We start from the raw sequence: 13,069 nt of genomic DNA on the forward strand, positions 1-13,069 counted from the left end.
TACTGTTGTAATTGTGGCGCCTGTGATTGTGGGATCAGTGCTTCTTTTCTTTAATGATGAATTGATACTTTTTTTAAAAACAAATACCGTAGTTTTTTTAATTTTAGAGTGTTTCATATAAACGTTTTTTTCGAAACTTAGCCCAGATACAAATCTATTTATAATATTTAGCACAAACAGGATGATCCCTTTTTCAAAACCACGTATTGTTCCTGTATTTTATTTTAAGAAGTTCTTAAAAAAGAGATGGATTCATATAACGGGCTGGCTAATATTTATAATCTATGAAGCAATTATAGTTGGACTTATTAGAGGTAGTTTCGGAAAGTTTTCAAACTACATTATCCATTATAGCTTTAACATAAGCTTCTTTTATTTTCATGCACATCTATTATTACCCTACTCATTAAAGAAGGGAAAACATACCTTCTGGTTTGTGCCACTTTGCATACTACTCGAGATCTCGTTGTATATATTTATAGTATCATCCTTAGATGAGATTTTAGCTATTGATACTAATGTTCTTGGCATCCATGTTTTAGTTCTGGACAGAACTCAGCTTCTTGGTTACCTTTGGAGGGGTCTATATTTTTTAATTTTCTCTACCGGGTATTTTTTTCTGATTCAGTATTTAAAAGAACGAGATGAAAGAGAAAACGAACAAAAATTAAATCTGGAAGCCATAATTGAAAAATCGAGAATAGGGAAGGAGCTTGCCGAGGCTAAAAATGCCTTTTTATTGGCTCAGATAAATCCTCATTTTCTTTTTAATACCTTAAATTATCTTTATTACGCAACATACAAATCATCTCCTGAAGGTGCTAATGGAATAATGGCACTTGCAAAAATAATGAGATACTCTGCTGATGGCACCAACGCTAAAGAATCCATTTATGTCAGGGAAGAAATTGAGTACGTTAAGACCTTAATTTACCTGCATCAAATCAGGTATGAGAATAAGATAGATTTCAAACTCATCTTTGATGATAAAGTTCTGGAATTCAAAATTATACCGATGGTTTTAATATCAATAGCTGAGAATATTTTTAAACATGGGGATTTAAAAAACAATTCTTCATTTCCCTATATCCGCTTAGAAATTGAAAAAGATGATTTTTTGATCATAGAATCTGGTAACCAAAAAAAAGCAAGTTCCAATTCCATAGGGTTGAGTTCGGGTTTGAATAACATAGAAAACCGACTGAACTTCGCTTATGGTAATCTAGCCTCAATTGAGTACGGCGTTAATGAGGATTTATTCTTCCAAATTAGAGTATGTATTCCAAAAATTATGTTAGCTAAGAGTAATAAATCTTAATCTAACGAAAGGTCCGCATGTTGATTAACGATATATGATTTTGCGTTACAATCCCCTCAATAAAAGAAGGGTAAAAATCCAAATGTGTGTTTTTTGTACTCGGTATATTTTGATCCAAAATGTTGGGTAAGTACCCGTTCTTCAACTTTAATGCGGTTAATGAAAACAACTATAACGGCAGTGCTTAAAATGGTAAGTGATATCCAACTATTTAGGGTAAGGCCCATACCGATAAAGGATATAAGTGACCCTAAATAAGATGGGTGGCGGACATATTTATAAATGCCGTCTGTTTTAAGTTCATGAGAAACCCTGATTGTAACATCAACGGTAAAATACCTGCCAAGAGCCAAAACAGCATATAATCTAAGGGCTATTCCTGAAAAAATGATATATACCCCAATATACCTTCCGACAAAACCGGAATATATAGGGTAAGAAAAATGGTTGGATATCCATATTGAGAAGACGATGGCTAAGATAATTGTTATCCAGATTGTATTAAGGGATTTTCCATCTGTATTTTGTTTATCATAACTTTTTGAACGCAGCAACCTGTTTAACAATAACTCTGATAACCCTAAAACAACATATGACCCATTTAAAATTAAATTAAGCATAATAGAAGAATTTTATTTATATATGGTTAATCCTAATTAATTTTATGATGATTTCTGGAGCTTAACAATAATCGATACTGTGCTCCAAAATATATTATCCTTTGTTGATAATAATTAAAAAAATGTGCTGAATAGTCTTTGCTGTAATTGATTGTAGCCTCATTTTTTGTATTCAACAAATTATTGATGGAAAGATAGGTTATTAATCCATTTTTTCTCATTTGAAAAGACTTATTTATCGTAAAATCCAATTTTGAATAGCTCTTGAAGCTTGCGTTATTCAAGTCACCAAATATGGGTTCGTATGAATTTGCATCTATATTAAAAACTTTATCTTGTAAGGCCGTATAAAAATTACCAGGTCTGGTTGAAAAGGCCAATGAGGCAGTAAATAAGCCTGGATTAAGGTAGGATACCTGAGACTTAATGTAATACTTAAGATTTAAATTGCTTTTATATTTCTCGGCTCCTGCATACATATTTTGATTAACATATAAGTTGGAAAACCCTATTGAAAAGCGATTATTTATATCATAATTGAGTGAAAACTCCAGGCCAAATGTATTTTTAGAATTAAAGCTTTCAATTTGAGAAACGACGAAATCGCCAGCGTCCTCTTTATAATAAATTGCAGAGGTTAATCTTAGTTTTTTTATTGTATAGTAATAATCAAGTGCTAACTGCTTGCTTGAAAGTAACGATATTTCATGAGAGATATAATTTGGGGTTTTGTAACTATGATAGTTGCCCATACTGAGGATAAATCGGTTGCGCTTATCAATTTCATAATGCATGGCTAATTGATAACTTGTGAAGCTTTGTTGATTCTGCAAAGGAACGTTTTTTCTTGCCGCCAAAGAAAATCCTAAATTATTTAAAACATCATAATTAAAATATAAATAAGGCTCCAGGTATTGAAGGACACTCACCTCTTTATTTGGATAAATTTTAGAATTATTCTGCAGTGAAAAAAAATAAATTGGCCGAATTTCATCGTAATTGTATCTTGAAATGGAGTAGTCCAAACCGTATTGAACCGTTGCTTTATTGCTTAGATAATATTTATGACTTGCGGTTAAAAAAAACTGAAAGTATTTAGTATCAGAGTTAATCACCCCGAAATTATAATTCTGATTACTAACATCAACCAGCGTTGATATTTTAAAAACAGATTTCCGCTTGATATAGTCAAAACTGTTAATGCTGAAAAATCTCTTTTGTTTGGCGGATGCGCTATCTGAAAAGTTTAATTGATAATTCTGAGACTTATACCATTCATCAATAAAATAATTATAAGAATTGATGCTTGCTTTTTCCGACAGGGCAATATGAAGATTTATACCAAGATCATTCGTAGAAAAATCATGTAGGTTGGGAAGGTTATTTTTATTTAAATTTAAAAACAAGTTAGAGAATTGATGATTTCCGTAAAACTGAATAAAACTATTTCTGGATAGCTTCTTATTCATTAGTAATCCTGCATTTGATAAGGAAAGAGATAGCTGAAGATTTTCCTGTAACAATGATTTGTTGGTTTCGATCTGTACTATTCCTGCACTTGAATTACCGAAAGTAAGCGGAGGGTTACTTGCGTATACATACTGATTATCAATCAACTCTGTGTTAAATAATGAAAAATTTCCCAAGCCATTATCTTGTCCATTCCTTACCGGGTTCAGTATAGGAGCCCCATTTATAAATACCCTCGACCGGTCAGCATCCCCGCCACGAAGAGTGGGGTTTGCAGTTTCACTAGTATTGGTAGATGCAGGTAAAATCGTAATTGCTTTTAAGGGGTCAGCATTTGACATTGGATTAAAATAGATGTCAAGCTTATCCACCTTTACAACTGAGAATTTTTCTGAAATGGGGTTTCTGGAAACAATATTGATCTCATTAAGGGTATGCTTAACTGAATCTTGTCGTATTGAATCTAAACTAAAAGGTTTTTTTTTATCATCCTGGGCAAATGCGTTGTAATGATAAAAAGTCACGATAATTAAGATAACGCATTTACTTAATACTCGCATAATATAAATAAGTTAGTATTGGTAAGAGCACCATACACCATGAAATCGCAAAAGACAAATAACAAATGCCTATGTACAACGCACATATAAAGTTTTTATAGCCAATCTGCTCTTTCCTAAGAAAAATGTTTTTAGTTTTTTTCCAGGATGATTCAAAAAGGTTGGGTTTTTTGATTAAATCAGTAAAAATAAAATAGCCATCACTGCCAGGCAGGAAAATATTAATATTAAAAAATGTTCGTATAAAGATAGAGATCATTAAAGAATAGCAAAAAAATGATATTATAGGAAAGTTTTGATGGTATACTTTTGTAAAATAAACTAAAAAAATAACCTGCAAAAAGTCAAACAGAATTCCTCCAGAATTTATATAAATGCGATCTTTTGATTTTTTTATCAGACCAATCAATACTTTATTAAAAAACACCGGAATAAAAAAGAACAATAGGCCAAAACCAAAAACTGACGTTTTCCCTCCAAGCCTTTTATAAATAAAATAATGGCCAAACTCGTGAATTAAGGTAGATATTATAGCTGCTAAATAAATAAACCCGAAGATAGAGGAGAAGGAAACTGGTATTTGATAAAGGGTTGCCAGATAGTTTTCTTTAAAATTTAGTGGCTCAGAAAAAAGATTATAGAGAATGTAAGAAAAAAAAGTAATCAGTATAGCGATTAAACCGTTTGAAAAAAACCTGTTCTCAAAAATTCTTTCCAAAACATTATTGGTAAAGTCAAAATTTAAAACTTCGAACATCTTTTTATTACGCTTTAGGATAAAGTTTATAAAACCTCCTTTTTCTATTTTGGAGTCATCATTTATAAAAATTTTACTTTCATAAGCTTTCTTAATTAGCAGGTCCATTTGTTCTTTAATTATAAGAACATCATTTCTGAAATATTCCTGTACAATATAAAAATCGGGAGTTTTACTATAATAATTAATAATATCATATTCAATGGCTGACATTTTTATAAAGCCACCATTGCTCCCTATCCTGAGGATTACAAGCTCATTATCATTTTCTAAAACTGATAAATTTGGATTAATTTTCATCAAAATCTTATTAATTTACCCTCTAAATAATATTAGGCAAGTGAAATATCATTGGCTACTTCCTGAACCTTGTTTCCAATAGCCATATAAGTTAACGGAATGTGGAGAGGATTTTTTAGATCCAAATAAGCACTCATTTTATCATTGATCATACTGCCATAGGTACAGCATGCGATATCCAGCGCCGATGAAGCCAAATAGGCTGCATGAATAAACTCTCCTATTTCAATCAATGAAAGGGCTAAGCCAAAATCCTGGTATTTGAAAGAATGCTTATTCAATACGGAAGTGAAAATTAAAAAGACAGAGGCATTTTCAAAATCGGTTGTTGTACTCTTACCTTCTGTTTTCATTAATATCTTATGCAACTCATGCATTTCTTCCTCCGTCTCTATTTTATGGATAAGTTCTAACTGAAAATTAAAGACATTATATCGATATGCACCTTTTGGAAGCTCCGTTATTTTATTATTAATCATAAAAATCTCTGTAGGATACATGGAGCCTCCTGATGCTATATTCCTCTTTTTTCGTACAAGTGTCTGCTCCCGCATAGATTTTATCTCTTCTCCCGTTATGGTATAAAAAAGTCGAAAAAAATCACCTAGAATCTCCTGGGAAACCGGCTCACTGGAAAACTTCCTAATACTTTGGCGTTGTTCATTTATTTTCTCGAGATTGATTTGTTTCTCTGTTTTTTTATCGGAAGTTTTTAGGTTATAGGTATCACAAAAGCCAACTTCATAATAAGATTCAAAAATCTTCCTAGCCATATCAGGACTGTTGTTGACGTATGAAATAATTTCAAAACGTTCTGGCGTGTCTTTGTGAAATTCCTGAAATTTGATTGTTTCCAAAAAATCAAGTGAACTGTTGCTTAGCCTATGTTCAGATAGGAGATTTGATAGCGTTTCCTGGTTCATAATTAAAATTGATTAGGGAACTCATTTTTGGCAAGTTTTCTATATTTGTCTGCATCATCCTTTCGATTTTCGGCTTGCAGATACCTGATGAGGATTGAGTAAAGATGTGGCTTACCCCAGTAAGGGCTATAGAAATTCTCATCTAAACTATTTGGACATGCTAAGCCTTTGATTGCATACTCCTCTACCTTTGTCGAGCCGCCAAACATTTTTGGAGTGTAAAAATTATTTGAAGCTAAAACATAATAAGCTCTTATGTTTTTTACATTCAGTTCCAAGGATTTATTAGCGTTCTCACTTACTTGTGCGGCAATCTTACCTAACTGTGTCATATTTGCAAATTGCACAGAAAACGACTTACAGGCTGCGTAAAGTGCATAGTCTTCTGAGGTTTTAAGATTTTCCTCTAGCTCCTCAATTGCCTTATCTATTAATTTACTAGCTTTATCACTGTCCTTTAAAGCAGACTTATAATAAAGAGATTCATTATATAGGAGATAACTCTTCCAATACCTCTTTTCTCCCGCATTTATTTTAGGATCTTTTTCTATTTCGGATATTTTATCATCAACGTCTTTTGAATTTTTATTGCGGAACATACTGGCAAGGCTTTCTTCTATCCCATCTTCAAAATAAGCTTTATCGGCAATGACAGGGATGTCTCTCTTCAAATGTTGTTTTATCTTTGGAGTTTCTACTTTTTGTAGACTATCTGAAATTGACCTCAGTTGTTTGTCATTGTTAATTGATTTAACAATAACCTTAGGTCTGTCATGGCACGCTGTATTAAGGTTTAATAAGCCTAGTATAATAAGAAGTTTCATAATTATGTTTTTCATTAATTATTTAAATATCGATTGGTTTCATTGTAAAATTTCAGGGAAATGGATGTGGCATTTCTGTCATTAAATCAAGGCCTTCCTCAAATAAGCCCAGGTATGGATAATTGTAATTACCTGTAAGAAGGTGAAGTTTAGGCGTAATAACTTTTACAACCTCTAAACCAAATTGCTTTACGTCTTTTGTAGTGAGATCTGCAAAATAGACTTCATTTAGATTCTTTTCATTGAGTTCATCCTGTGAAATGTTTTTTAAATGGTGAGGATAGAAATCCTGCCACTCATGGCAAAATCCATCCTGGGTGAAAATACCCTTTAACAGGGTAGATTTATCAACCAATTCAGGATGAACATTATATAGGGCGTAGTGTCTCCTGAATGAATCAACGGTCTGAAAATTTAAATTTTCTATATCATCGGCTGCGTAAGTATTCTGCTTACAAACAAGCTCTATATACTCAATGCCCTGATAAGCTTCTATACAAGACTTTATCAAGGCCTCCTTGTGGATTAAACGGGTTGCCGAGCCAATACTTTGGTATACCCTATTTCTTTTTTTGAAAGAGATGAAGGTTACAAATGTTGGACAGTAGGCAAATTCACTAATATCAAAAGTTACAATCCTGATTTTTTTATTATCAAACAGTTGTTGAATTCTCTTATCCCCACGAAATTTATCAATAACAAATTCTGACGAAAATTTTCGAAACTTCTTAATTTTCTGGAGATACCAGAATTTACAGAAAGCATCTCTTTCTATACATTCCATTAAACCACTTTCAATAACCTTATCAGTTGAAATGTGGCAGGCCGTGCCAGTTGTAGTATTGATGTGAAATTTACCATCGGTACTTACATTTTCAACATTTGCCATAAAAAATGGCATTAAAATCCGCTCTGATGTTATATAATTTGTACACCAGATCCAATGTATTTCGGTTTCTCCATCCAATTTCCTGAGCTTGAAATTTGGATTTGAATATTGTTTTTCACTGAAATAATGAATTTGTTTTGGCGAATAACAATTGTATATTTTACTCAGTTCATTGAAGCTGCCAAATATCAAATTCTCATTACTTTGGAAACTCGAGGAATATCTTTCAACGTATTCTCCAAATGCCGAAATTTCAGCTTCTTTAAGATTGAACGAAATACCTCCTCCAGAAATATCTTTTTTGTTATTACCAACAATCAAAAGGTTGTTTGTTGTGATAACCCTCTCAAAAAGGTTTTTTGGCATGTAGATATTACTTGGCACACTCATCAGGGGCTTATTGATAAAACCAAAGTGGCCGTACAGACTCGAAATCATAGTGGATTATATATTATTTTAGGATTACATACTTCACAATTTGGAGCCTTAATAATCCGAAATTGGCTATTTTCGTATTTATCCAGATCAATGAATATCGATTTATTATAAGCAGACTTATTTTGTTTTAATAGAATTTTTTCCAATTCATTATAGATTAAAACATTGTTTGTCTTTGAATGTCCAATTTGAAGGACATTGACTAGGTTTTCATTTTTAATACCTTTATTTATAATATTTTCTAAAATGAGAGCTGGATTTGAGGAATTAAATATTTTTCTTTTCTCGATACAGTTTAAACATGCTGTACCTTTTGAACTATTCAGCAGAGGACCTAGAGCAAGTCCATTATTGTATAACTCCACATAAAAAAAATCATCTTCTGATTCCATCATCAACTCCGATATGGCAATTATTGTCTCCTGGTTGTGCCAAAATGGGGCTATTAATAAAGTCGTTTGACCTTCTTTAATAGTGATGTTTTTTGTCTCAGATAAGTTTACATAGTGATTTACCTCAATTCCGTCGGGGAGGTTATTTATAAAATCTATAATGGATTCTTCCTGATCTGAGAATTCACCAATAATATTGATGTATACAATCTCTTTTGTTCTAATATTATCAATGAATTTATTATATTCAAGCCATTCTAAGACATTTTCTATAAATTCATCATCATATTTGGTTTTCAGCTTAAGTTTAGCTTCTTGAAATGAGTGATTTGACTGTATCTCACTTAATATTTCAACTATACCAGGCGCATTGTTACCTTTAATTTTTTGACTATTGAAGCCGCTGGATAGCAATATATATTCAAGTTCTTCAGTTTGGAAGATTTTCCATTTTTCAGGTGAGATATTCATACTTTTTATTTAGGGTTAGCAATGATCTGCATTGCAGTTAGCGCAACACAGATCATTTGAAATTAACAGCAGCAGCAGCAACAGGCATATACAACGGTACTGCCATCACCACCTGATGCGGTACCACATTGATCAACTACAGCTGCTACGGTTGATAGTTCTTTGGTTTCAAGAACTTCTAGGGTTACTTCTAATGTTTTCATTTTTTTAAATTTTGTTGTTAAGTTTTGATTAAGGGATTATCTCCCGTTAGGTTGCCGGAAAAAATTAGCAGCAACAGCAGCAACATGCATAAACTACAGTTCCATTATCACCAGTAGAGGCGCTACCGCACTGGTCTACTTGTGCAACTACTGATGAAAGCTCTTTTGTTTCAAGAACCTCTAAAGTCACTTCTAAATTTTTCATTATAGAAAATTGGTTTTTATTAATCGTAAATCTTTATTCGTAGGCCTTTACACATTCCTCTTAATACTTTAAATGCAGCAACAAGTGCAACAGGAAGCTACTGGCGGTGGGTCGAGCGATGTCTCTCCTCCAGGATAATAAACTGTTCCGCATGCATCAACAATGGCCATTACTGTAGAAAGTTCTCTGGTTTGTAGAACCTCTAATGTTACTTCTAGTGTTTTCATTTTGATTTTTGAGTAAAAAAAATGCAAATCTTTATTTGTAGGCATTTGCTTCTTCCTTTTATTTAACTGATAGGCTATGCATTTGATCCTTTTGGGGTACATTTACTATTACATAAATCCTAACTTAAATAGCTATTAATGATTCTATGGGAAATTATATCTTTAATTATGCTGACTAAATTTTTTTTCTCACACAGGCTGATTCTTTCTTTAAATGAGTCAATTGCATAAGGACTTTGACTCTCTACACACTGTGCCAAAATTTACCTTTCAAAAAAGGCGAAAGGCCAATTGGCGTAACTAAATAGCTGTGTAAGTTTCCTCTGCTTATTTTGAGTTTATGAGTTATTTAAATTTTTAGAAAAGTAGGAGGCACTTTAGCCAGGTGTTAAATCCCCACTTTTTTCCGCATGAATTTTGATTAATAAAACGATAGGTCTTTGATATTTGGGAATGAAGCATTATCGGGCGGAAAGCCGGAAACCGAATAGTAAAGTTCAATATAACGCTGTGTATAGTCGATGGTAGTTTTGTGCCAAATATGAAATTTTAGCATTCTCAGTGTTAAAACAAAATTTAGGTGCTTATAGATCCGTCATTCACAATACACAGACCATTAAATCTGATAGTTAAATTTATCAAATTCCCCTTGTTAAATGATGGTATGTTGTAAGCAAAGCAACGTCCCTGATGTTAAGGCAAGTCCTTGAATATTTGGTATTAAATATCTTTTTTACTGGTTATTATAAACGCATTCCACTATTCAAATCAATTTTGTGGTTTTTGATGATGATTATTTGGTACTTTTTATAAGTAAGAGCCTGTTTAAATTTTATTCAATTACATTACTTCTCCTAGTTTGTCACAAGAGCGAAGTCGATTGCTTCTCTTAACTATAAAAAATTGTCTTCGACTACGCTCAGACTGACATACGAAATAAATTTTATATGCATTTCTTTAACAAGACTTCTGCTATTCAACGAATAATATCGATACTTATAGATGTTTATTCAATTCCGCTTCGCATTTGCTCAAAATCTTTAAGAAGGTCATCGATCGTTTTTAGCTGTTTTTTTTGTTTATAAAATCTGTTCCATAAAGAGAATGCTGCAATATAAGCGGTAGTAATGGCCAAGGCTGTCAGGGTAAAAAATAAACTTCCTCTTCTTGTGATTTCGACAATATATCCAACCAGCGCCAGATATAGCAAAACAGAATATATCCACATATATTTTGTCAGCATTTTCTTCTGCCATTTGAGTTTTCCAATCTGGTTGTTCAGGTATTCAATACCCGAAATATCGCGCTGATCTTTTTTGAAGTCATAACTTTTCCAGCTTAAGACGGCAAAAACAACCATCAGGGTAAAGGCCGAAGCAATGCTCATATCAAAAGGCCAGTTGTATTCGTTGTGGTAGGTAAAATATACCCAGGTAATTACCGAACCTGCAATGATAAAGCCAATACTCATGCAGATGTTAGATCTGCGCAGTTTGAGCTGATGTTTTTCCCATTTATCCTGGACAATATGAGCGGCATGGTCTATGGTATTGTTTTCAACCGGCTGCGATAGCCAGCTGTTTTGAAGCTCCTGAAAATTTGTCATTTTTTATTCTCCATGAGGTTAAGTAAACGTTCTTTAATGCGGTTTATCCGTACACCGGTATTGGTTAAACTTGCACCGATAATCTCGGCGATTTCTTTATAGCTTTTCTGTTCGAGTACAAGTGAAATGATAATGCGGTCCTGAGCGGCAAGCTGACTTATACAGAACCTGAGTTTTTCCAATTTTGCTTCCTGTTCCATCTTTTCGGGAATTTGTTCAATATCAGGAATTTGGAATGCTTCAGGAATGGGCAGATAATCATGGCGCTTGTTTTTGGAATTGAAACCAATGGCAGTATTCACTGCAATCCGGTATATCCAGGTGCTCACTTTTGATTTCCCTTTGAAATTCTGAATGCTCTTCCAGATCTGAAAAAGGATTTCCTGATACAGATCGTCTGCATAAGAAATATCGTACAGATAGGCTCTGCAAATCCGGTAAATACTTGCATGATTGGCCTTCACCAGCTCATTAAAGTATCCCTGCTGATCGCGATTGTTCTCTGGCACAGTTTTATTTATAATTTGGTTATAAAAGTATCCATTTCGGCTAACATCCAGTTTGGCTCATCAAACATGATAAAATGCCTGGCATTATTGCTCACCTTTATTGTACAGGTTTTGCATTTAGCATACTGCTTTTGAAAGGTTTTGCTAACATACTCACGGGTAAAGCCAATAAACTGGGGAGATTCTTTGAAAGCAGCAAGTACCAATACCGGCACATGTATTGATGCAATTTTGTCCTGAATGTCCTCGCTCATCATTTCTGTAAAAGTATAAGCCATTGTTTTCCGGTCTGAGTTTGCGCCCCATGTCGCGATTGCATCCCATCTGGTTGAATCTGCACACAGGCTTTTTGCAACATTCAACTGGTAGGCTTTGAGCTGTGCATCGTTCATCTTATTGTATTGCGCCAGCAATGTTTTTGCCTGTGTCTCGTTAAAACCACTTTGAGCATTGGGGTTCATCGCTGCAGCATAAAAAGGCATCGCATCAATCACGATAACCATGCTTAATGCATCTTTCATTTCGGCTGCAATATTGAGTGCAAGAAAGCCACCAATGGAATGTCCAACGAGAATGACGTTTTTAAGTTTATGGACTTTGATATAATTTATTAATGCCGATTTAAAAGTGCTAAGATATGGACCGCCACTTAATGGTGGAACACCTGCATATCCTGCGAGTGTGAAAACATGACACTCATATTTTTTATTGTAATGCGCTACTGTACTTTCCCATTCCTCACCACTGCAGGTTGCACCAGGTATAAATATCATGGCTTGCCCTTTGCCACTTACCTGTACTGTAAATGGTTCGTTTGAGCGGTTCGCATGTGTAGAAATGGCCGAGACTAAAATAAAGGTAAAAATCAAAAATGCTTTTTTCATAACCGGGTCTTTTCTTCTTTAGTAGACCATAACTTTAATTTCTTACATTAAAATTCAAATTTTATGAAAATAGGCTCTATTTTATCCATTTGGATGATAAAAGAATAGTGAGGAGTGCTAGATCAGAAACGGGCAGCACAGCGGCATGAAATCTTTCGTGAAAAACTTTCGCGCCCGGAAGCGGCTTATGTCAGCAACCGTAAACTGTGGCGTTTGCTTAACGAATTGAAAACAAATTTGAAAGGTAAAGCAGCTAACCCTTATGCGGCTGTGCTCGAAATCAGATGTTTAGCGAAACATAAATCATGTGGTTTGCATCAATAAATTTTACTGCGCCATCAACTTACTGTTTTGGAAGGTGAAATGGCTTCTGCAAAACAAATTGCGGAGGAGTGTGAGGGATGATGTTGGTGGGGTGAGTATTAGAAATAAAGTAAAGAATAAAAAATAGTAGACAATTGAGGATAAATATT

At 33.7% G+C, this 13,069-nt stretch carries 15 protein-coding genes; 2 read left to right on the plus strand and 13 right to left on the minus strand.

Features of this window, described 5'->3' with window-relative positions; genetic code table 11:
• Positions 1 to 181 precede the first annotated feature (181 nt).
• Complete coding sequence (locus ACUN24_RS09065; RefSeq protein ID WP_445562197.1) at positions 182 to 1,318, plus strand: sensor histidine kinase; 1,137 nt, start codon at positions 182 to 184, stop codon at positions 1,316 to 1,318.
• Positions 1,319 to 1,374: 56 nt separating this feature from the next.
• Here the strand turns inward: ACUN24_RS09065 and ACUN24_RS09070 are convergent, their stop codons facing one another.
• The 13 genes from ACUN24_RS09070 to ACUN24_RS09130 all read right to left on the minus strand — a co-directional run bounded on the left by ACUN24_RS09070 (position 1,375) and on the right by ACUN24_RS09130 (position 12,596).
• The gene (locus ACUN24_RS09070; protein WP_445562198.1) at positions 1,375 to 1,938 is read right to left on the minus strand and encodes a methyltransferase family protein; all 564 of its coding nucleotides are present in this window, start codon (positions 1,936 to 1,938) and stop codon (positions 1,375 to 1,377) included.
• A gap of 32 nt (positions 1,939 to 1,970) precedes the next feature.
• A complete protein-coding gene (locus ACUN24_RS09075; protein WP_445562199.1) occupies positions 1,971 to 3,968 on the minus strand; it encodes a hypothetical protein in 1,998 nt (665 codons plus the stop codon).
• A complete protein-coding gene (locus ACUN24_RS09080; RefSeq protein WP_445562200.1) occupies positions 3,952 to 5,025 on the minus strand; it encodes a hypothetical protein in 1,074 nt (357 codons plus the stop codon). Before ACUN24_RS09080 ends, ACUN24_RS09075 begins: the two co-directional genes overlap by 17 nt.
• Before the next feature lie 32 nt (positions 5,026 to 5,057).
• Positions 5,058 to 5,948: a SagB/ThcOx family dehydrogenase gene (locus ACUN24_RS09085; RefSeq protein ID WP_445562201.1), complete on the minus strand. Its 891-nt coding sequence runs from the start codon at positions 5,946 to 5,948 to the stop codon at positions 5,058 to 5,060.
• A gap of 2 nt (positions 5,949 to 5,950) precedes the next feature.
• Complete coding sequence (locus ACUN24_RS09090) at positions 5,951 to 6,787, minus strand: hypothetical protein (RefSeq protein ID WP_445562202.1); 837 nt, start codon at positions 6,785 to 6,787, stop codon at positions 5,951 to 5,953.
• Positions 6,788 to 6,824: 37 nt separating this feature from the next.
• The gene (locus ACUN24_RS09095; protein WP_445562203.1) at positions 6,825 to 8,099 is read right to left on the minus strand and encodes a YcaO-like family protein; all 1,275 of its coding nucleotides are present in this window, start codon (positions 8,097 to 8,099) and stop codon (positions 6,825 to 6,827) included.
• Entirely contained in the window at positions 8,096 to 8,962 is an 867-nt protein-coding gene (locus tag ACUN24_RS09100) for a hypothetical protein (RefSeq protein WP_445562204.1), read from the minus strand. Before ACUN24_RS09100 ends, ACUN24_RS09095 begins: the two co-directional genes overlap by 4 nt.
• 62 nt (positions 8,963 to 9,024) lie before the next feature.
• Positions 9,025 to 9,165, minus strand: a complete 141-nt coding sequence (locus tag ACUN24_RS09105) for a hypothetical protein (RefSeq protein WP_445562205.1) — start codon at positions 9,163 to 9,165, stop codon at positions 9,025 to 9,027.
• A gap of 64 nt (positions 9,166 to 9,229) precedes the next feature.
• Complete coding sequence (locus tag ACUN24_RS09110) at positions 9,230 to 9,370, minus strand: hypothetical protein (RefSeq protein ID WP_445562206.1); 141 nt, start codon at positions 9,368 to 9,370, stop codon at positions 9,230 to 9,232.
• Positions 9,371 to 9,438: 68 nt separating this feature from the next.
• On the minus strand, positions 9,439 to 9,597 hold the full coding sequence (locus ACUN24_RS09115; protein WP_445562207.1) for a hypothetical protein: 159 nt from the start codon (positions 9,595 to 9,597) through the stop codon (positions 9,439 to 9,441).
• 1,006 nt (positions 9,598 to 10,603) lie between these two features.
• A complete protein-coding gene (locus ACUN24_RS09120) occupies positions 10,604 to 11,203 on the minus strand; it encodes a hypothetical protein (RefSeq protein ID WP_445562208.1) in 600 nt (199 codons plus the stop codon).
• Positions 11,200 to 11,712, minus strand: a complete 513-nt coding sequence (locus tag ACUN24_RS09125; RefSeq protein WP_445562209.1) for an RNA polymerase sigma factor — start codon at positions 11,710 to 11,712, stop codon at positions 11,200 to 11,202. The genes ACUN24_RS09120 and ACUN24_RS09125 overlap by 4 nt, the downstream gene beginning before the upstream one ends.
• Before the next feature lie 8 nt (positions 11,713 to 11,720).
• Positions 11,721 to 12,596 carry an alpha/beta fold hydrolase gene (locus tag ACUN24_RS09130; RefSeq protein ID WP_445562210.1) on the minus strand — a complete coding sequence of 292 codons (876 nt, stop codon included), beginning with the start codon at positions 12,594 to 12,596 and terminating at the stop codon, positions 11,721 to 11,723.
• Positions 12,597 to 12,710: 114 nt separating this feature from the next.
• Here ACUN24_RS09130 and ACUN24_RS09135 point away from each other — a divergent pair, with 114 nt between their 5' ends.
• Positions 12,711 to 12,920: a hypothetical protein gene (locus ACUN24_RS09135; protein ID WP_445562211.1), complete on the plus strand. Its 210-nt coding sequence runs from the start codon at positions 12,711 to 12,713 to the stop codon at positions 12,918 to 12,920.
• Positions 12,921 to 13,069: the final 149 nt, after the last annotated feature.

It is taken from the genome of Pedobacter sp. WC2501 (genome assembly GCF_052682415.1).

What these genes read in the sequence shown, in the direction of transcription:
- ACUN24_RS09090 (WP_445562202.1), bottom strand. Translation starts at nt 6,787, where the DNA reads ATGAAAAACATAATTATGAAACTTCTTATTATACTAGGCTTATTAAAC.
- ACUN24_RS09115 (WP_445562207.1), bottom strand. Translation starts at nt 9,597, where the DNA reads ATGAAAACACTAGAAGTAACATTAGAGGTTCTACAAACCAGAGAACTT.
- ACUN24_RS09085 (WP_445562201.1), bottom strand. Translation starts at nt 5,948, where the DNA reads ATGAACCAGGAAACGCTATCAAATCTCCTATCTGAACATAGGCTAAGC.
- ACUN24_RS09070 (WP_445562198.1), bottom strand. Translation starts at nt 1,938, where the DNA reads ATGCTTAATTTAATTTTAAATGGGTCATATGTTGTTTTAGGGTTATCA.
- ACUN24_RS09075 (WP_445562199.1), bottom strand. Translation starts at nt 3,968, where the DNA reads ATGCGAGTATTAAGTAAATGCGTTATCTTAATTATCGTGACTTTTTAT.
- ACUN24_RS09110 (WP_445562206.1), bottom strand. Translation starts at nt 9,370, where the DNA reads ATGAAAAATTTAGAAGTGACTTTAGAGGTTCTTGAAACAAAAGAGCTT.
- ACUN24_RS09100 (WP_445562204.1), bottom strand. Translation starts at nt 8,962, where the DNA reads ATGAATATCTCACCTGAAAAATGGAAAATCTTCCAAACTGAAGAACTT.
- ACUN24_RS09130 (WP_445562210.1), bottom strand. Translation starts at nt 12,596, where the DNA reads ATGAAAAAAGCATTTTTGATTTTTACCTTTATTTTAGTCTCGGCCATT.
- ACUN24_RS09120 (WP_445562208.1), bottom strand. Translation starts at nt 11,203, where the DNA reads ATGACAAATTTTCAGGAGCTTCAAAACAGCTGGCTATCGCAGCCGGTT.
- ACUN24_RS09095 (WP_445562203.1), bottom strand. Translation starts at nt 8,099, where the DNA reads ATGATTTCGAGTCTGTACGGCCACTTTGGTTTTATCAATAAGCCCCTG.
- ACUN24_RS09080 (WP_445562200.1), bottom strand. Translation starts at nt 5,025, where the DNA reads ATGAAAATTAATCCAAATTTATCAGTTTTAGAAAATGATAATGAGCTT.
- ACUN24_RS09105 (WP_445562205.1), bottom strand. Translation starts at nt 9,165, where the DNA reads ATGAAAACATTAGAAGTAACCCTAGAAGTTCTTGAAACCAAAGAACTA.
- ACUN24_RS09065 (WP_445562197.1), top strand. Translation starts at nt 182, where the DNA reads ATGATCCCTTTTTCAAAACCACGTATTGTTCCTGTATTTTATTTTAAG.